The organism is Arthrobacter sp. 05L421 (assembly GCF_056397785.1).
Genome location: NZ_JBFTOC010000001.1, coordinates 495985 through 515423, shown reverse-complemented (window position 1 = coordinate 515423; position 19439 = coordinate 495985). Strand labels below are relative to the sequence as shown.

Sequence of the window (19439 nt, the reverse complement as noted above, 5' to 3'; positions counted from 1 at the left end):
GGGGCGGATAGGGCGGCTCCAAGGTTACGCTAACGGCTATGAATAGCCCCATCCTGATCGCCTGCGCCCACGGAACGTCGAGCCCGCAGGGAGCCGCGGAGGTCAACGCGCTCCGGGACGGCATCGCCGGGCTCCGTCCCGGGCTGGACGTCCGCGAGGCCTACGTTGATGTGCAGGACCCGGACTTGCCGGCCGTCGTGGCGGCCCTTCCGGAGGGGGAAACGGCCGTCGTGGTGCCGCTGCTGCTGAGCGTGGGGTACCACGTCAAGGTGGACATCCCCCGGGCGGTGAAGAGCCGGCCGGACACTCTTGCCGCGGCGCCGCTGGGGCCGGATCCGCGCCTCGCGGCGCTGCTGGACCAGCGGTTGCGCGAGGCCGGGGTGACGGACAACGACGCCGTGATCCTCGCCGCGGCCGGTTCCTCCGATCCCAGCGCGGCACGGAATGTCGAGGAACTCGCGGACCAGCTCCGTGCGCTGCGTTCCAACCGGATCGTGGCTGGCTACGGTGCCTCCGCCAAGCCATCGGTTCCCGACGCCGTCGCCATGCTCCGCGAGGAGGCCGCCGGCGGTGCCGGCGCGGGGGAGTCGGCCGGTGCCGTGGACTTGGGCGGACGGGTGGTCATCGCCTCCTATCTTCTGGCGCCGGGCTTCTTCCATGACCAGTTGGCCAACGCCGGCGCGGACCTGGTGACGGCGCCCCTGCTGCCCTCGCCCGTGCTCGCCGAAATTGCCTTGGAACGCTACGACGCTGCGCTGGCCGCAGCCCCACAACCCCGGCCCTGACGGTCCCCGCATCGGTCCGTCCAGATGCACAGCCGCGGGGCTACTTCAAGGGTTTCCGGCGGTTCGTGACGAATTATTTCCCTAGGTGACTCCCCATTTCTGAACCTTTGTGACGGGATTACGGCCACCCCTACAGTCGATGCATGACTGATACAGCTCTAGCCGGAGCGTCCACGGACGAGGCTGCCGCCGGCCGCACCAAACGCCCCTCCCGCCCGGCCGCCAAGCCGCACGGGCAGTGGAAAGTGGACGGCACCGCGCCGCTGAACGCCAACGAGACCTGGAAACAGGAAGACAACGGCCTCAACGTCCGCGAGCGTATCGAGTCCGTCTATTCCAAGCACGGCTTCGACTCGATCGACGGCACCGACCTGCACGGCCGCTTCCGCTGGTGGGGCCTGTACACCCAGCGCAAACCCGGGATCGACGGCGGCAAGACCGCCACGCTTGAGCCGCACGAACTCGAAGACAAATACTTCATGCTCCGCGTAAGGATCGACGGCGGTGCGCTCACCACCGAGCAGCTGCGCGTCATCGGCCAGATCTCCGTGGACTTCGCCCGCGACTCGGCCGACCTCACGGACCGCCAGAACATCCAGCTGCACTGGATCCGGGTGGAGGACATGCCCGAGATCTGGCGCCGCCTCGAGGGCGTGGGGCTGTCCACCACGGAAGCCTGCGGCGACGTCCCGCGCGTGATCCTCGGTTCCCCGGTTGCGGGCATCGCCAAGGACGAGATCATCGACCCCACGCCGTTGATCCAGGAACTCGCCGAACGGTTCATCGGCGACCCGGAGCTGGCCAACCTGCCGCGCAAGTTCAAGACCGCCATCACCGGCCACCCCAGCCAGGACGTGGTGCATGAGATCAACGACGTCGCCCTGGTGGGCCTGGTCCACCCCGAGCTCGGCATCGGCTACGACCTCTGGGTGGGCGGCGCGCTCTCCACCAACCCCATGCTGGGCAAGCGCCTTGGGGCTTTCGTCCGCCCGGACCAGGCGGCCGACGTGTGGCTCGGTGTCACCAGCATCTTCCGCGATTACGGCTACCGGCGGATGCGCACCAAGGCCCGGCTGAAGTTTCTGCTGGCCGACTGGGGACCGGTGAAGTTCCGCCAGGTCCTGGAGGACGAGTACCTCGGCTACAAACTCGACGACGGCCCCGCCGCGCCCAAGCCGTCCACGCCCGGCGACCACATCGGCGTGCACGAACAAAAGGACGGCAAGTTCTTCATCGGCGCCACCCCGCTGGCCGGCCGGCTCTCCGGCGGCCAGCTGGTCCGGCTCGCGGACACCCTGGAAGCCCGCGGCTCACGGCGCCTGCGCACCACCCCGCACCAGAAGCTCGTGGTCCTCGACGTGCCCAAGGACGAGGTGGACCCCCTCGTGGCCGAGCTCGACGCGCTGGGCCTGTCCGCCCGCCCGTCCGTGTTCCGGCGCGGCACCATCGCCTGCACCGGCATCGAGTTCTGCAAGCTCGCCATCGTGGAAACGAAGGTTACAGCGGCGACGGCGGTTGCCGAGCTGGAACGCCGCCTGGCCGACCTCGCCGAGAGCAAGCAGCTGCCCCAGGCGCTGTCGCTGCACATCAACGGCTGCCCCAACTCCTGCGCCCGGATCCAGACGGCGGACATCGGCCTCAAGGGCATGATGCTGCCAACGCCCGACGGCGACCCCACCCCGGGTTTCCAGGTCCACCTCGGCGGCGGGCTCGCCTCCGACAGCCGCGAGGAGGCAGGCCTCGGCCGCACGGTCCGCGGCCTCAAGGTCACGGCAGAACAGCTGCCCGATTACGTCGAACGCGTGGTCCGGAAGTTCGTCGCGGACCGCTCCGAGGGCCAAAGCTTCGCCGAGTGGGCGTTCGCCGCGGACGAGGGAGATCTCCAGTGAGCAAGCACGCCCTGGGAGTCGATCCCGTCGTTGCGGAAGCAGCGCCCCAGGAGGTGGCCGACCTGGCCGCCGCGGGCACGCCCACGCTCCGCACCCACGACGAGCTCAAGGCCCTCGCCGAGGCCGGCGCCGCCGAGCTCGGCTGGGACGCCCCAGCCCGCGACGTCATCGCCTGGGTGGCCCGCAATTTCGAGCTGCCCGCCGTGGCCGTGGCCTGCTCCATGGCCGACGCGGTGCTGCCGGCGCTGGTGGCGGACCAGCTTCCCGGCGTCGACGTCCTGTTCCTGGAGACCGGCTACCACTTCCCGGAGACGCACGCGACGCGGGACGAGGTGGCGGCGAATCTGCGCGTCAACGTCGTCGACGTGCTGCCGGAGAACACCGTGGAGCAGCAGGACCGGCTCCTGGGCAAGGACCTCTTTGCCCGGGACCCCGCGCAGTGCTGCGCCCTGCGCAAGGTGGCGCCGCTGCGGCGCACCCTCGCCGGCTACGAGCTCTGGTTCACCGGAGTCCGCCGCGACGAGGCCCCCACCCGCACCAACACGCCGCTGGTCACCTGGGACGAGGCCAACGGCCTGGTCAAGGTCAACCCGGTGGCGGCCTGGACCTTCGACCAGCTGGTGCAGTACTCGATCGACAACCTTCTTCCCGTCAACCCGCTGCTTTCACAGGGCTACCCGTCCATTGGCTGCCAGCCCTGCACCCGCAAGGTGGCGCCCGGCGACGACCCCCGCGCCGGACGCTGGGCAGGAACCGACAAGACAGAATGCGGACTACACGTATGAGCACTTTCCTGACTGAGGAGCCAACGCAGGTGACCGACGCTCCCGTTTTAACACGCCTCTCCAGCTTGGACACACTCGAGTCCGAGGCCATTCACATCATCCGCGAGGTGGTCGCCGAGTTCGAGAAGCCTGCGCTGCTGTTCTCCGGCGGCAAGGATTCCGTGGTGATGCTGCACCTGGCCACCAAGGCCTTCTGGCCCGGCAAGGTGCCCTTCCCGGTGCTGCACGTGGACACCGGGCACAACTTTCCCGAGGTCATCGAGTTCCGTGACCGGACCGTGGAACGGCTGGGCTTGAAGCTCGTTGTCGGCTCCGTCCAGGAGTTCATTGACTCCGGCGAGCTGGCCGAGCGTGCCGACGGCACCCGCAACCCGCTGCAGACCGTCCCGCTGCTGGACGCGATCCAGCGGAACAAGTTCGACGCCGTCTTCGGCGGCGGCCGCCGGGACGAGGACAAGGCCCGGGCCAAGGAACGGATCCTGAGCCTGCGCGACGAGTTCGGCCAGTGGGACCCCCGCAACCAGCGCCCCGAGCTGTGGAACCTGTACAACGGCCGGCACACGGTGGGCCAGCACGTCCGCGCGTTCCCGATCAGCAACTGGACCGAACTGGATGTGTGGCGCTACATCGAGCGCGAGAACATCGGGCTGCCGGGCCTGTACTACGCCCACGACCGCGAAGTCTTTGCCCGCGACGGCATGTGGCGCGCCGTCGGTGAGGTCTCCCAGCCGCGCGAACACGAGCAAGTCATCACCAAGACGGTCCGCTACCGGACCGTCGGCGACATGTCCTGCACCGGCGCCGTGGAATCGGACGCCGCCACCGTGCGCGACGTCGTCATTGAGGTTGCCGCCTCGACCATCACTGAACGTGGCGCCACCCGGGCCGATGACCGCATCTCCGAGGCCGCCATGGAAGACCGCAAGAAGGACGGCTATTTCTAATGAGCACGGAAACGTTTCTCCCGGGCGCGGACCTCGTTGCCGCGGCGCTGCCCACCACGCTGTTCCGCTTCGCCACCGCAGGCTCTGTCGATGACGGCAAGTCCACGCTGGTGGGCCGCCTCCTGCACGACTCGAAGGCGATCCTCGCCGACCAGCTCGACGCCGTCGCCCGCACCTCCGCGGACCGCGGGTTCGGCGGCGAAGGGGCCACCGGCACACAAGCGATCGACCTCGCCCTGCTGACCGACGGGCTGCGGGCGGAGCGCGAGCAGGGCATCACCATCGACGTCGCCTACCGCTACTTCGCCACGGACCGCCGCAGCTTCATCCTCGCGGACTGCCCCGGCCATGTGCAGTACACCAAGAACACGGTGACCGGCGCGTCCACCGCGGACGCCGTCGTCGTGCTCATCGATGCCCGCAAGGGTGTCCTGGAGCAGACCCGCCGGCACCTGTCCGTGCTGCAGCTGCTGCGGGTGGCGCACGTGATCGTGGCCGTGAACAAGATCGACCTCGTGGACTTCAGCGAGGATGTGTTCAGGGAGATCGAGGCGGACGTCCAGCAGGTCGGGCGCGAGCTGGGGCTCGGTCGCCAGGAATCAGATACTATCGGCGTCGCGGATCTTTTCGTCATCCCGGTGTCCGCCCTCGACGGCGACAACGTGGTGGACCCCTCGGAGCGCACTCCCTGGTACGACGGCCCGGCGCTGCTGGAAGTCCTCGAGACCCTGCCAGCCGCGGACGAACTCGAAAGCCATCTGGAGAGCTTCCGTTTCCCGGTCCAGCTGGTGGTCCGGCCGCAGGGCGCGCTGGCTCCGGATGCCATCGCCGGCGGGCTCGATCCCGAGGCGTACCGCGACTACCGTGCCTACGCCGGCCAGATCACTGAAGGCGCGGTCAAGGTGGGGGACCAGGTCAGCATCCTGACCCCGGGCCAGGACCCGCGCACCACGACGGTCACCGGGATCGACTTCGCTGGGCGCGAGCTCGTCGAGGCGGCAGCGCCGCAGTCCGTGGCCCTCCGCCTGGCGGATGAGTTCGACGTCGCCCGGGGCGACACGATCGCGGCCGCCGGGACGGTGCGCGAAGCTTCGGCAGACCTCTACGCCGCGCTCTGCTGGCTCTCGCCCAAACCGCTCCGGGAGGGCGCCAAGGTCCTGGTCAAGCACGGCACCCGCACGGTCCAGGCCCTGGTGCGGAATGTGACGGGCAAGCTGGACCTCGCCAGCTTCCAGTTGGAGCCGACGTCCGCCCTGGAACTCAACGACATCGGACACGCGCAGCTTCGTCTCGCGGCTCCGCTGCCGCTGGAGAACTACCTGCACCACCGCCGCACCGGGGCGTTCCTGGTGATCGACCCGCTCGACGGCAACACCCTCGCCGCGGGCCTGGTCAACGACCACCCCGGCGACCACGAAGACGAGCGTTACTCGATCTAGGTCTGCTCGAACTTACTGAAGGCCCCCGACTGCTCGCGAGTCGCCGGAAACGCGCCGGGGTCGCCGGAATGTTCCGGCGACCCCGTGCGTTTCCCGCGTATTCGCCGCCTTGGCCGCCGGACGCCCACCTTGGCCTCGGCGCCACAGTGGGATCCGTCATACCCACCCTGGGTGCTGTTATCCCGGCCGCCGTGGGCGTCGACATCGGCTGCGGCATGAATGCCGTCCGAACGCAGTACGCCGCCAACTGGAAGCTGCAGCTGGGATCGCTGGGGTCGGGCAACCATTTCATCGAGGTGTGCGTGGACGAGACGGACGCCGTGTGGCTGTTCCTGCACTCAGGCTCCCGCGGCGTGGGCAACAACATCGCGCAACGGCACATCGCCCGGGCCCGGAGCGGGGCCCGGATGAGGACAGCCGTCCTGCCAAATCCTGCCCTGGCCTACCTCGAGGAGGGCACTCCCGAATTCGAGCCCTACATCAGGGAACTCCACTGGGCCCAGCACTTCGCACTGCTGAATCGCGAGGAGAGCTGCGGCAGCTCGTCAAGGTCAAAGGCAATTGATGAGCTCAAGAGCCCGGATGGCGGTCCTGGCTGTCCGGCGCCGAATGTGACGCTGCGTGAACCCGCGTGACCCCGGGTTTCCGGACCATTGAACCGCCAATATGACACTCCCTATGGTGAATGAATGAAGACAACGGAACGGTTTTCCGGCCTCCCCCGCAGGGGCTTCCAGGGGCGATGTCGCCGGCGCTGACCACCCCGCCCGGCCCTTCCGCACACCCCAGAACAGGACTTCACCCATGTCACGCACCCCCGAAAACCCCGAGCCCGGCACGCAGCCCGGCACCACCCGGATCGTCGCCGGCGAGACCGGCAAACCCAAACGCAAGCGCACCCTGGAGATCGCCCTCGTCGCGGGGCTGGGGCTCCTGATTGGCGCCGGCGCAGCCGTGGCATCCTCGCTGTCCCGCAGCCAGGAAACCGCCCCGGCAGCGGCCTCGGCGGATCAGGGCCCGGCCACGGAACTCCGGCTGGGCTACTTTGGCAACGTCACCCACGCCCCGGCCCTGGTGGGCGTCAACAAGGGGTTCATCGCCAAGGAACTCGGCCAGACCAAACTCAGCACACAGGTCTTCAACGCCGGCCCGGCCGCGATCGAGGCCCTCAACGCCGGCGCCATTGACGCCACGTACATTGGCCCCAACCCGGCCATCAACTCCTATGTCAAGAGCAACGGCCAATCCATCAGCATCATCGCCGGAGCAACCTCTGGCGGAGCGCAGCTGGTGGTCAAGCCCGGTATCAACTCGGCTGCCGACCTCAAGGGCAAGACGCTCGCGTCGCCGCAGCTCGGCGGCACCCAGGACGTGGCCCTCCGGGCCTGGCTCGGCAAGCAGGGGTTCAAGACCTCCACGGACGGCAGCGGCGACGTCGCGATCAACCCGACCGAGAACGCCCAGACCCTCAAGCTGTTCCAGGACGGCAAGCTCGACGGCGCGTGGCTGCCGGAGCCCTGGGCCTCCCGACTGGTGCTCCAGGCCGGCGCGAAGGTCCTGGTCGATGAGAAGGACCTGTGGGAGAAGGGCGAGTTCGTCACTACCGTCCTGATCGTCAACAAGCAGTTCGCGGCCGAGCACCCTGCCACCGTGCAGGCGCTCCTCAAGGGCCATGTTGAATCCGTGGACTGGCTCAACGCGGCGCCCGCCGCCGAGAAAGCCACCGTCCTCAACGGCGCACTCAAGGCAGCCGCAGGCAAGGCGTTGCCGGCCGACGTGATCGACCGGTCCTTGAAGAACATCGTCTTCACCACAGACCCGCTCGCGGGGACGTACAAGAAGCTGCTCCAGGACGGTGTCGACGCCGGCACCACCAAGCAGGCCGACATCAATGGCATCTTCGACCTCACAGCGCTCAACAGTGTCCTCGGCGAGACTGCGGCCGGCAAGAAGATCTCCGCCGAAGGACTCGGCAAGGAGTAGCCCCCGGGCCTCCAGCAATCAGCCACAACAGTAAGGACCAGACCATGCCAGTCGTACTGGAAAACCTGGGCAAGCGCTTCGGCGACGACGCCCCGGTACTGGACGACGTCAACGCCGTCATCGAGCAGGGCGAGTTCGTCGCCCTGCTCGGTGCGTCCGGCTGCGGCAAGTCCACCCTCCTCAACATCATGGCCGGACTGGAGGCCCCGACGTCGGGCGCCCTCGAAGTGCCCAGCGACGGCGCCGCCTTCATGTTCCAGGACGCGGCACTGTTTCCGTGGCTGAATGCGCGGGAGAACATCGAGTTGGCCCTGAAGCTGCGCGGCGTGGGCAAAGCAGACCGCAGGATCCGGGCGGGGGAGTTGCTGGACCTGGTGCACCTGGGCGGGGCGGGGGACAAACGGCCCCACGAGCTCTCCGGTGGGATGCGCCAGCGTGTGTCCCTGGCCCGGTCCCTGGTCCAGGACCGCCAGCTGCTCCTCATGGACGAGCCCTTCGCGGCCCTGGATGCGATTACCCGGGACCTGCTCCATGACGAGCTCGAACGCATCTGGAAGGAAACCGGCCGGACGATCGTCTTCGTCACGCACAACGTTCGCGAGGCCGTCCGGCTTGGCCAGCGCGTGCTGCTGCTTTCCTCCCGGCCTGGCCGCGTTGTGCGGGAATGGCACGTCAGCGAAGAACACCGCACCGACGCTGGCCTGGCCGGCCAGCTCACCGGCGAAATCACCGCCCGGCTACGCGAGGAGATCCGCCGCCATGCCAAGTAACCAACTTCCCGTGGCGGAAGCCCCCGCCGAGACCCGCAAGGTCCACGCGGCCCTGACCCGTTCCTCCAGCGGCAAGGAAGACCTGCGCGAGCTCGAAGCGGGCCTCGATTCCCTGCAGTCCGACTCCATCCGCAAGGTCCGCATCGACTGGAGCCGGATCCTGCTGCCTGTGGCCGCGCTCGCGGTACTGGTCATCCTCTGGCAGTTGTACGTGTCCCTCGGTTTCAAGCGGCGCGACGTCGTGCCCGGCCCGCTGGATGTCGTGGGCCAGATCGGAACCCTGTGGGGCGAGGGCAAGCTGCAGGAGTCTGTCTGGACCTCGCTGCAGCGCGGCATCGTTGGCTTCCTGATCAGTGTGGTCATCGCGACACCGGTGGGGCTCCTGCTCGCCCAGGTGGCACCGCTGCGCCGCGCGTTCGGCCCGTTGATCTCCGGGCTGCAGGTCCTGCCATCCGTGGCCTGGGTGCCGGCGGCCATCCTCTGGTTCGGCATCACAGACGCCACGGTCTATTTCGTGGTCTTCATGGGTGCGATTCCCTCGATTATCAACGGCCTGATCTCCGGTGTTGACCAGATTCCGCCGCAGTACCGCAGCGTCGGAAAGGTCCTGGGTGCGTCCCGCCTCCAGCTGGCCCTGAGGATCATCCTGCCTGCGGCCCTGCCCGGGTACCTCGGAGGCCTCAAACAGGGATGGGCGTTCTCCTGGCGCTCCCTTATGGCAGCGGAAATCATCGCGGTGGGCGGCACCATCGGCTTTGGCCTGGGCTCCCTGCTGGACCAGGGCCGCGTCCTGTCGGACATGACCATCGTCATGTCCGCCATCCTGCTGATCCTCGCCGTCGGCATCCTGATCGAACTGCTCGTGTTCGCGCCGATTGAAAAGCGGCTGCTCCGCCGCCGGGGCCTCCTGGCCGGCAGCACCCGCTAGCCTCAACTCCGCCCGACCAACCGCACCTCCGCGGCCGCACCCCTCCAAGCAACGCGGGGTCACTTACGGCCCATAACCCTCGGGTTTATGGGCCGTAAGTGACCCCGCGTTGTTCTTGTTGCGACTCCTTGTCGGCGTACAGGCACGGGCCTAAACTCACGGCTATAGGCCGGGTTCCGGCCCATTCCAAGACTGAATCCACAACTATTCAGGAGGTAGCCGTGGCACCGAAATTTGGCTTGCTGGCACTGGTCGAGGCCAAGCCCGGGAAGGAACAGGAAGTTTGGGACTTCCTCAACGGAGGCCGCGAGATCGTGCTCAACGAGCCCGGGACGCGTACCTGGTACGCCTTCCGGGTCAACGAGAACACCTTCGGCATCTTCGACACCTTCGATACCGAGGAGGACCGGCAGGCCCACCTCAACGGGGCCATCCCCGCCGCCCTCGGCGAACACGGTCCCACCCTGCTCGCCAAGGATCCGGACATCCGCCCGATTGAACTCATCGCCGTGAAGTAGGCCGGGGCCCGCGCTCCCGCGGGGCGGGGGCACATTGACACGGACACGCCGTCATTCTGGCCCGAGATGACTGCTCCGGCCGTCAAAGTGCCGCCGGACCGCTCCCAGTCTGCCCGCCATAAGCCCGCCAATAATGTGACGCGGCGTTACCTTGCGTGAACTGGTGTTTCCGCACCGTTGTTCCGCTCTGTGGCGCCGCCCTATCGTCGATGCATGGCAATTCAGGACATTTACCCCACGGCGCTGCGCCTCCTCGGCCGTTCCGTGCTGGTGGTTGGCGGCGGACCGGTGGCCGCCCGGCGCACCAAGGGGCTGCTCGACGCCGGAGCCCGCGTCACCGTCGTGGCACCGGTCGCCTGCCCGGCGCTGACTGAACTTGCCGACGCAGACCTCCTGAACTGGGAGCCCCGCCCGTACCGGACCGCCGACGTCGACGGCGTCTGGTTCGTCCAGACCGCCACCGGCGACGCCGCCGTGGACGCACAGGTCGCGGCCGACGCCGAGGCGCAGCGCATCTGGTGCGTCAACGCTTCCGACCACGAAGCCTCCGCCGCCTGGACCCCCGCCGTCGCCGTGGTGGACGACGTCAAGATCGCCGTCAACGCGGGCGGCGACCCGCGCCGCGCCATGGCCCTGCGCGACGCCGTCGCCACCGCCCTGGACACCGGGGACCTGCCGCTGCGCCGGCACCGTGTTTCCGGCTCAGGCGCGACCGCCGGATCGGTGGCCCTCGTGGGCGGCGGTCCCGGCGACACCGGACTCATCACCGTCCGCGGCCGTAGGCTCCTGGGCCAGGCCGACGTCGTGGTGGCGGACCGGCTCGGCCCGCGTGACCTCCTGGCCGAACTGGCCCCCGACGTCCGGGTGATCGAGGTCGGCAAGACCCCCGGCCACCATCCGGTGCCGCAGGCCGAGATCAACCGGATCCTGGTCGACGAAGCCCTGCAGGGCCACCGCGTGGTTCGCCTCAAGGGCGGCGACCCGTACGTCCTGGGCCGCGGCGGCGAGGAAGCCGAATTCTGCCGGCAGCACGGCGTCCAGGTGGAGGTTGTTCCCGGCGTCACGTCGGCCATTTCCGTCCCGGCCGCCGCCGGCATCCCGGTCACACACCGCGGGCTCGCCAAGGGCTTCAGCGTGGTCACAGGTCACGAAGAACTCTCCGAGGTCCCCGCCCGCGCGGACCACACTGTGATCCTGCTCATGGGCGTGGGCCAGCTGCGCGATTCCGCAGCCTCCCTGGCCCGCGCCGGTTTGCCTCTGGGGACGCCTGTTGGCATCGTAGAGAATGGCTACCTGCCGAACCAGCGGGTGACCATCGGAACCCTCGGGACCATCGCGGACCAAGCGGAGGCCGCCGGCGTCGCGAACCCCGCCGTGATCGTGATCGGCGACGTGGTCCGCGTCAGCCCGTTCGCGCCGTCGCACTTCAAGACCGCGGACTACAGCACCACCACCCCGAACGCTCCGCGCATCACCAAGACCCGCGTACTGACCCCGTAAAGCCCGTCGATTGCTCCATAACTGCCGTTACCAAGCCTCAAAAGGGCGGTTGTGGAGCAACGGATGCAGAAGAAAAAGGAACACAGCCGTGTCAACGAACACCCCTGTAGGAACCGCCGCCCGCCCGCTGCGCGTCGCCGTCGTCGGCTCCGGTCCCGCCGGCGTCTACGCCGCGGACATCCTGACCAAGAGCGAGGCCGTCAAGAGCGGCGAGCTCACCGTCAGCATCGACCTCTTCGACCGCTACCCGGCACCCTACGGCTTGATCCGCTACGGCGTGGCCCCCGACCACCCCCGCATCAAGGGGATCGTGAACGCCCTGCACAAGGTCCTGGACCGCGGCGACATCCGCTTCTTCGGCAACGTGGACTACGGCACGGACCTGTCCATCGATGACCTCCGCACTCACTACGACGCCGTCATCTTCGCCACCGGCGCCATCAAGGACGCGGACCTCAACATCCCCGGCATCGAGCTCGAGGGCTCCTACGGCGGCGCCGACTTCGTGTCCTGGTACGACGGCCACCCCGATGTGTCCCGCGAATGGCCGCTGGAGGCCAAGGAAATCGCCGTGATCGGCAACGGCAATGTCGCCCTGGACGTGGCCCGCATGCTCTCCAAGCACGCCGATGACCTCCTGGTCTCCGAGATCCCGGACAACGTCTACGCCGGGCTGAAGTCCTCACCCGTCACGGACGTGCATGTGTTCGGCCGCCGCGGCCCGGCCCAGGTCAAGTTCACGCCCTTGGAGTTGCGCGAACTCTCGCACTCCAAGGACGTCGACATCATCCTCTACGCCGAGGACTTCGAGTTCGACGCCGAGTCCGACCGGCAGATCCAGAGCAACAACCAAACCAAGACCATGGTGGGCACGCTCACCAACTGGATCGCCGAACAGCCCGAGGACCTCTCCGAGCTCACCGCGTCCCGCCGGCTGCACCTGCACTTCCTGCACAGCCCGGTGGAGGTGTACGACGGCGCCGAGACACCCGGCCGCGTCGCCGGGATCAAGTTCGAGCGCACCGAACTGGACGGCACCGGCAACGCCCGCGGGACCGGCGAGTTTGTCGACTACCCGGTCCAGGCCGTGTACCGCGCCATCGGCTACTTTGGTTCCGCCCTCCCCGAGATCGAGTTCGACCACAGCAAGGGCGTGGTCCCGAACGACGGCGGCCGCGTCCTGGATGCCGCCGGCACCCACGTGCCGGGGATCTACGCGACCGGCTGGATCAAGCGCGGGCCGGTGGGACTGATCGGCCACACCAAGGGCGACGCCCTCGAAACCGTGACCTACCTGCTCGAGGACCGCGAAAACCTGCCGCAGGCCGCCACACCCGCCCCCGAGGCGATCGTGGAACTCCTGGCCGGCCGCGGCGTCGAGTACACCAGCTGGGAAGGGTGGCTGGCCCTGGACGAGCACGAGCGCGCCCTTGGCGAGAAGGCCACAGCGGCCGGCGAGTCGCACGGCATCACCGTCCAGCGCGAGCGCATCAAGGTGGTGCCCCGCGAGGACATGGTGGAGATCTCCCGCGGCGCCGCCGTCGAGGTCTAGCCTCAGCCGACAGAGCAACGCGGGGTCACTTAGCGCCCATCCCGGACGGGATTATGGGCGCTAAGTGACCCCGCGTTGATTGTTGGGGGTGGAAACCCGTGCGGTAGTCAGTAGGCTTATCGTCATGGATGAGCACTATTCGCCCGGGACCGGCCAATGAGGCTCCGTCACAGCAACGCATCCGGCCGCGGATACCGCCGGGTCCCCGCCGGGACCGGGTTCAGCTACAAGGACCTGGACGGGTCCACCCTGCCGCCGGGACCCGTGCGGGAGCGGCTGGAGGGCATCGGGATCCCGCCGGCCTGGACGGACGTGTGGATTGCCCCGTACGACAACGGGCACATCCAGGCCACGGGAGTCGACGCGGTGGGCCGGCGGCAGTACATCTACCATCCGAGCTGGCGGGAGCGGAAGGACCGGCTGAAGTTCGACCGTTCGCTCCAGCTGGCCGAGACCCTGCCGGCCGCACGCCGCCTGGTGACCATGGACCTGCGCTCCGAAGGACTGACCCGGGAACGGGTACTGGCGGCCGCCTTCCGGATGCTCGACAGCGGGTCGCTGCGGGTCGGCTCGGAGCGCTACACGAACGAAAACGGCAGCCACGGCCTCGCCACCCTGCTCTGCGCCCACGTCAAGGTCCGCAAGGACGAACTCCGGCTCAGTTTCCCTGCCAAGAGCGGCAAGACCTGGGAGTCGCGGATCGCCGACGCCGACCTCGCCGCCGTGGTGCGCCTGCTCAAGCGGCGCGGCGGCAAGGCCCGGCTGCTGGCGTACAAGGAAGGCCGCAGCTGGCATCCGGTCTCCAGCGCGGACATCAACGAGTACGTCAAGGAGCGCACGGGGGAGGACTTCACCGCCAAGGACTTCCGTACCCTGCGGGGGACGGCGGCTGCAGCCGTCAGCCTGGCGCAGAGCGGCCCGCAGCCGAAAGTCGCGGCCCGCAAGAACGCGGTGAGCCGCGCCATGCAGGACGCGGCCTCTGTGCTGGGCAACACGCCCTCGATCGCCCGGAAAAGCTATGTGGATCCGCGGTTGCTGGACCACTTCGCGGAGGGGGAGACGATCGACCCGAAGCGGCCGGATTCCGCCGAGTCCGAGATCCGCGCCCTGCTGTACCAGGAGGGCGACGTGGTTCCGCTGCGGAAGGCCGCAGGCTAGTACGTCCGCACCGCGGGTTTCCCCGCCTCGTTAGAACTGCCCGTTGATGAACCCGATGATGATCGCCGTCCACCAGCACAGTTGCGAGATCAGCAGGCAAGACACCAAGTGCATGCGCTGGCCGGCAGACAGGTCCCCGAATGCGGTAGGAGAAGGGAGCCGAGCAAGCCGCCGCATGAGCGGAATGAGCATGATCCCGTTCAGGCTGAGCACGAGGACGGCCGCGAGCTTGATGTCGGTCATCGGGTTGGTCAGGTGCGGGTTCAAGAACACGCCGGTGGCCAGCAGGCCCGCCAGCCCGCCCCAGATCAGCGGCGTGGCTGCCCCGTCCAGCCGGATTATTTCGGCCAATTCACGCCGGCCGAGGAGCCACAGGAAGCCATGCCAGTCCACCAGGATGATGGCGCCGAAGGCCACCACCAGGAACAGTACGTGCAGCACGACGGCGATGCTGTGGACAAAGGTGTCAACGTGGACTGCGGTGGAGAGCGTGACGGACAACAGCCAGGCCACGACGGCCGCAAGGCACAGGCCGAACACGAGGCGCCGCGTGGACCGCTCGGATTCTCGGTGCCTTCTGAGGGTGCGTCTGCTGACCGGGATGTAACTCATGGCATACCTCCGCGGGACCTGCCAACGGTGGCCGTACCAGCCCCGCCCGGGAGTAGCTCCACGATAAGGCTGCGCGTTGCCTCCATCAAGGGAACCGCAACAGCGACGTTCCGCTACATCCGGCCGAAGCGCGCCCGGACCAGGGCGAACACCCCGTAGGCGATGAACCCTGCCCCGATCGCCAGAAGCAGGTACGGGCCGAAGGGGTGGTCCCGGAGTGCCTTGAGGCTGCCGTCCAGACCGGTGGAAGAACCGGGGTTGTTGGTCGCCGCGGCAATGACGAACAGCAGCCCGGTAAGGATCAGCGCCAGCCCTTTCGCCGCGTGTCCGGTGACTCCAAGCACGCTGATCAGCCTGCCGCGGTGGGTCCCTTCGAAGTGGTGCAGTTCCTCCTTGAACTTCTTTCCGAAGCCCTTGACGATGAAGTACACGCCGATCCCGATGATGGTCAGCCCGAGGCCCACCAGAGCCGGCGCCCCGAACGGCGACTGGACCAGGGCTGTGCTGAAGTCCCGCGTCGAGTCGCCCGAATCGCCGCGCTGGCCGAGCGCGAAGCCCGCGAAGCTCAGCCCGACGCTCCCGTACGCAATGGCCAGGAAGCCGGAGGAAATGAGTTTGCCCAGCTGCTCGCCGCGCGGCAGGTGGCGGGCCCGGAGGGTCGCTTCGCTCAGCTGCCACAGCGCCAGCCCTGCACAGGCGATGCAGGCCGCCCACATCACCGCCGGGCCCCAGGGGTTGGCGGCGAGCTGTTCGATGGCGCCGGAGGGTTCAGCCTGGCCGGGCGCGCCTAGGGCCAGCGCGACGGCGATGGCCCCGATCACGATGTGAAGCAGTGCCATCACGGCGAACCCCGAACGTGCGACGACGTCGAGCCAGATGCTGTCCGACGCCGCCTCGGCGGCGTCGGCGGCGTCGCCGATGGCGGCTTCGATCCCGGAGTCTTCTTTTGCCATGTCGATGCTGCTAATCCTCATCCGGTCTGATGGAACCGTGTTCTGCCCGTGGCGGTGTTAATGTTGGGCCGATTCTACGCGGGGCCAGCCGGTAACTGCTTGGACTATCACCTTGTTGCTAAGTGTGCTTACCATAGCCGAGTCATGCATGGCCCTGCTTGTGGACATGCCGCGGACCGGCAGCCTCGCTGCCCCCGCTATTCGGATTCGAAGACCGACGATAGGAAGTTCAACATGGCAGGTAATCTTGTTGCCCGATCCATTCACGACCTGACGGCAGCCGCTTGGTTCGGCGGTTCTCTGATGGGTGCCATCGGACTTAACGGTGCTACGGCTGAGGCCAAGGACCCGGCGGAACGGGCGCGCCTGTCAAGCCTCGGCTGGAAGAAGTGGGCGCCGTACCAGGGAGCGGCGTTAGGGGCGCATCTTCTCTCGGGACTCGCCATCATCTGGGAGAACAAGGGGCGGATGGCCAAGCAGGACGGCGTCACGCGGCTGAGCGTCTACAAGTCCGCCGTCACCCTGGCCGGTGCGGCGGTGACCCTATACGCCGGCCTGCAGGGAGCCAAGGTGGAGAAGCTGGCCGCCGAGGGTGCCAAGGGCGCCACCGAGCCCAAGCCTCAGGCCTCCGACGAACTCCGTTCCGCGCAGCAGCAGTTGAAGATCCTCCAGTGGGTCATCCCCGTGTTCGCCGGCTGGGTGATTGTTCTCGGCGCAAAGCACGGCGAAATGCAGCGCCCCAAGAACGTCCTCATGGGCCTTGTCCGCTAGCACCCGCACTCCAGAACCACCACATAACGTTGAGGGCCGGAACGTCGCGTTCCGGCCCTCAACGTTATGTGACGCGCTCAGGCAGGTACCGGGGCAGCCTGGACTTTGGCCTTTTCGCCCGCGTGCACGGCCCGCAGAATCAGCTTGAACAGTTCGCCAAGAAGCAGCAGCACCACGGCCGGCACCAGGCAGATCAGCCACTGCGCGCCGGTCAGCGAAACGGTGCCGAACAGCTCCTGCAGTACGCGTACCTGGGTGATCAGCATCGAGCCGACAAATGCCCAAGCAAAAGCCCAGAGCAGCTTCGGGTTGGACAGGGTGGAAGGCCCGAACGCGCTTTCCTCGGGGAAACGCAGGTTGAGCGCTACCGAAATGTTCATCAGTCCCAGGCCAACTATGGCCATGGTCTGGCCGACCTCCAGAGAACCGTAGCTGGCCTTGCCGATCTGCACGAGGATCAGCGTGGCGGCCGCCATGAATAGGCCGACGACGAACAGGCGCACCATCATCGACCGGACGATGATGGGCTGGTTGAACGGCCGCGGCTTGCGGTCCATGATGCCCGGCGTCGCGAGGTCCAGGCCCATCACGGCCCCAATCGGGGCCACGATCGCCATGTGGATCCACAGCACCTGCGCCGGGCTGAGCAGCGCCGTGCCGGCGATCGCGAACGCCGACGAGCCGATGAAGGCCAGGATGAACATGTACAGGTTGGCCACCTGGATGCGGATGAACTTCTGCAGGTTGTCATACACGAGCCGGCCCTGCTCGACCGCGGTCACGATAGTGGCGAAGTTGTCGTCGGCGAGGATCATCTTCGCCGCTCCCTTAGCGACGTCGGTGCCCGTGATGCCCATGGCAATCCCGATGTCGGCCGCGGCGATGGCCGGTGCGTCGTTCACGCCGTCGCCGGTCATCGCGACCACGTTGCCCTTGCGTTTGAGCACCTCGACCAGCCGGACCTTGTGCTCCGGCGCCACCCGGGCGATCACCCCGATCCCGTCCACCTGGCTGTCGGCCTCGGAGTCGCTCAAGGCCGCGAACTCGGCACCGGTGACCGCGCGCCCGCGGATGCCCAGCTCGTCCGCGATTGCCGCCGCGGTGATGGCGTGGTCGCCGGTGATCATCCGGACCCGGATGCCGGCGTGTTTCGCCTTGGCGATGGCGGCCACGGCCTCGGCCCGCGGCGGGTCTACCTCGCCAATCAGCGCCGAAATTTCCAGGTCCTGCATCAGCGCCATCAGATCGCCCTCCGGCTGGAAGGTCGCGGGGTCGAACTCGCGCTGCGCCAGGGCGAGCACCCGCCGGCCCTGGCTGGCAATGCGTTCGTTCGCGGCCAGCACTTTCCCCCGCATTTCATCGGTGAGGGTCTCGGTGCGTCCGCCCGGCATCCGCCCGGATGAAGACCTGTTGAGCACGACGTCGGGCGCGCCTTTCACGTAGGCCCGGATCACGGGCCTGCCGTCGGCGCCGGGCATCCGGTGGAAAGTGGCCATGAACTTGTAGTCGGAGTCAAAGGGTACGGACGCCACCCGCGGATTGTTCCTGCGGAACTCCCGGACGTCAACGCCGCCTTTCTGCGCGAGCACGTACAGCGCCGCCTCCGTGGGGTCCCCGATCACTTCGCCGTCCTCGATGTCCGAGTCGTTGCACAGCGCGCACGGGAACATCACGTAGTCCATGTCGCGTTCGGCGTCGCCGGCGGTCCGTTGGATCTGGCCGCTGAAGCTGTAGCCCTCCCCGCTGACCGTGTAGTGGTGCTGCACTGTCACGAATTCCCGCACCGTCATCTGGTTCAGGGTCAGGGTGCCGGTCTTGTCGGAATTGATGGCCGATGTGGAGCCCAGCGTCTCGACCGCAGGCAGGACCTTCATGATGGCGTTCTTCTTGGCCATGTTGACCGAGCCCACCGACAGGATGGTGGTGACGACGGCGGGCAGCGCATCCGGGATCGAGCCGACCGCCAGGGCCACGCCGATCCCGAAGAGCACCGCAAAAGTTTCGCCCTGGGCCAGGCCCATCACGACGATCGCGAGGAAAGCGAAGAGGGCCGCGATGATGATGAAAATCGTGAGCCGGTCCACCTGTTTGGTGAGCGGGGTTTTCTCCTCTTTTTGGCCGGACAGCATGTGGGCGATGTGGCCGACCTCTGACCCCATGCCGGTGGTGGTCACGAGGATTTCGCCGTGGCCCCGGGTCACGTTGGTGTTCATGAACGCCATGTTCACGCGGTCCCCGATACCGACCTCGTGCCGGCTGATGGCTGCGGTGTCCTTTTCGACAGCCACGCTTTCGCCGGTCAGTGCGCCCTCCTCGATCTGGAGGGTCGCCGCCAGGATGATCCTGCCGTCGGCAGGGACACGGTCACCGGCATCGACCACCACGATGTCGCCCGGCACAAGCTGCTCGGCGGGGATCTCCGCCATGTCACCGTCGCGGCGCACCTTGGCCATCGACTTCATCATCTTCCCCAAGGACGCGGCGGCCGCCTCGGCCTTTCCTTCCTGGTGGTAGCCCAGCCACGCGTTGAACAGCGTCAGCAGGGCCAGCCCGATGGCGGTCCCGTACTCCTCGATCAACAGGCTGACCAGGGCCGCGACCACGAGCACGATCTGCATGTAATCCCGGTAGTGCTTGAAGAACCGCTTCCAGACCGGTTCCGGCTTCGCGGCGGCCAGGGCGTTCGGGCCGTACTCCTGCAGCCGCTGCTCCGCCTCTGCCGCGCTCAACCCGGTGGCCGGGTCCACCTGCAGCTCGGCCGCCACCTCCGCGGGGGCCAGCGCGTACCAGGTCGCGTCCGCGTCGGGTGCAGCCAACTCTGCTGCCGCTCCGGGATTGTCGGTCATGACTTC

Annotated in this window: 16 protein-coding genes and 1 pseudogene; 14 read left to right on the top strand and 3 right to left on the bottom strand. The window is 67.8% G+C overall.

Annotated elements, in window-relative coordinates:
* The first annotated feature begins 38 nt into the window (after positions 1 to 38).
* From AC1DKQ_RS02385 to AC1DKQ_RS02325, 13 genes and pseudogenes are all read left to right on the top strand, one after another.
* On the top strand, positions 39 to 785 hold the full coding sequence (locus AC1DKQ_RS02385; RefSeq protein WP_476918101.1) for a sirohydrochlorin chelatase: 747 nt from the start codon (positions 39 to 41) through the stop codon (positions 783 to 785).
* Positions 786 to 928: 143 nt separating this feature from the next.
* Positions 929 to 2674, top strand: coding sequence for a nitrite/sulfite reductase (locus AC1DKQ_RS02380; protein ID WP_476918100.1), 1746 nt, complete (start codon positions 929 to 931; stop codon positions 2672 to 2674).
* Between the two features lie 53 nt (positions 2675 to 2727).
* On the top strand, positions 2728 to 3459 hold the full coding sequence (locus AC1DKQ_RS02375) for a phosphoadenylyl-sulfate reductase (RefSeq protein ID WP_476886281.1): 732 nt from the start codon (positions 2728 to 2730) through the stop codon (positions 3457 to 3459).
* Complete coding sequence (gene cysD, locus AC1DKQ_RS02370) at positions 3456 to 4403, top strand: sulfate adenylyltransferase subunit CysD (protein ID WP_476886272.1); 948 nt, start codon at positions 3456 to 3458, stop codon at positions 4401 to 4403. The genes AC1DKQ_RS02375 and cysD overlap by 4 nt, the downstream gene beginning before the upstream one ends.
* Positions 4403 to 5842: a sulfate adenylyltransferase subunit 1 gene (locus tag AC1DKQ_RS02365; RefSeq protein ID WP_476918099.1), complete on the top strand. Its 1440-nt coding sequence runs from the start codon at positions 4403 to 4405 to the stop codon at positions 5840 to 5842. Before cysD ends, AC1DKQ_RS02365 begins: the two co-directional genes overlap by 1 nt.
* 116 nt (positions 5843 to 5958) lie before the next feature.
* A pseudogene (locus AC1DKQ_RS02360) lies at positions 5959 to 6372 on the top strand (RtcB family protein); the annotation flags it as partial.
* A gap of 274 nt (positions 6373 to 6646) precedes the next feature.
* A complete protein-coding gene (locus tag AC1DKQ_RS02355) occupies positions 6647 to 7825 on the top strand; it encodes an ABC transporter substrate-binding protein (RefSeq protein ID WP_476918098.1) in 1179 nt (392 codons plus the stop codon).
* Positions 7826 to 7869: 44 nt separating this feature from the next.
* Positions 7870 to 8595 carry an ABC transporter ATP-binding protein gene (locus tag AC1DKQ_RS02350; RefSeq protein WP_476918097.1) on the top strand — a complete coding sequence of 242 codons (726 nt, stop codon included), beginning with the start codon at positions 7870 to 7872 and terminating at the stop codon, positions 8593 to 8595.
* A complete protein-coding gene (locus AC1DKQ_RS02345) occupies positions 8585 to 9523 on the top strand; it encodes an ABC transporter permease (RefSeq protein ID WP_476918096.1) in 939 nt (312 codons plus the stop codon). The genes AC1DKQ_RS02350 and AC1DKQ_RS02345 overlap by 11 nt, the downstream gene beginning before the upstream one ends.
* Positions 9524 to 9744: 221 nt before the next feature.
* Entirely contained in the window at positions 9745 to 10041 is a 297-nt protein-coding gene (locus AC1DKQ_RS02340; RefSeq protein ID WP_476886267.1) for a putative quinol monooxygenase, read from the top strand.
* Between the two features lie 213 nt (positions 10042 to 10254).
* A complete protein-coding gene (gene cobA / locus AC1DKQ_RS02335; protein WP_476918095.1) occupies positions 10255 to 11541 on the top strand; it encodes a uroporphyrinogen-III C-methyltransferase in 1287 nt (428 codons plus the stop codon).
* 88 nt (positions 11542 to 11629) lie between these two features.
* On the top strand, positions 11630 to 13093 hold the full coding sequence (locus AC1DKQ_RS02330) for an FAD-dependent oxidoreductase (RefSeq protein ID WP_476918094.1): 1464 nt from the start codon (positions 11630 to 11632) through the stop codon (positions 13091 to 13093).
* A 156-nt stretch (positions 13094 to 13249) separates the two neighbouring features.
* Positions 13250 to 14251, top strand: coding sequence for a DNA topoisomerase IB (locus AC1DKQ_RS02325; RefSeq protein ID WP_476882540.1), 1002 nt, complete (start codon positions 13250 to 13252; stop codon positions 14249 to 14251).
* Between the two features lie 30 nt (positions 14252 to 14281).
* Here the strand turns inward: AC1DKQ_RS02325 and AC1DKQ_RS02320 are convergent, their stop codons facing one another.
* On the bottom strand, positions 14282 to 14863 hold the full coding sequence (locus tag AC1DKQ_RS02320; RefSeq protein WP_476882541.1) for a hypothetical protein: 582 nt from the start codon (positions 14861 to 14863) through the stop codon (positions 14282 to 14284).
* Positions 14864 to 14976: 113 nt separating this feature from the next.
* Positions 14977 to 15816 carry a DUF1206 domain-containing protein gene (locus AC1DKQ_RS02315; protein ID WP_476882542.1) on the bottom strand — a complete coding sequence of 280 codons (840 nt, stop codon included), beginning with the start codon at positions 15814 to 15816 and terminating at the stop codon, positions 14977 to 14979.
* A 234-nt stretch (positions 15817 to 16050) separates the two neighbouring features.
* On the opposite strand from AC1DKQ_RS02315, the gene AC1DKQ_RS02310 reads away from it, so the two are divergent.
* Positions 16051 to 16587, top strand: a complete 537-nt coding sequence (locus AC1DKQ_RS02310; protein WP_476882543.1) for a hypothetical protein — start codon at positions 16051 to 16053, stop codon at positions 16585 to 16587.
* Between the two features lie 77 nt (positions 16588 to 16664).
* Here AC1DKQ_RS02310 and AC1DKQ_RS02305 read toward each other — a convergent pair whose 3' ends face one another.
* Positions 16665 to 19433 carry a cation-translocating P-type ATPase gene (locus tag AC1DKQ_RS02305; protein ID WP_476918093.1) on the bottom strand — a complete coding sequence of 923 codons (2769 nt, stop codon included), beginning with the start codon at positions 19431 to 19433 and terminating at the stop codon, positions 16665 to 16667.
* Between the last annotated feature and the right edge of the window lie 6 nt (positions 19434 to 19439).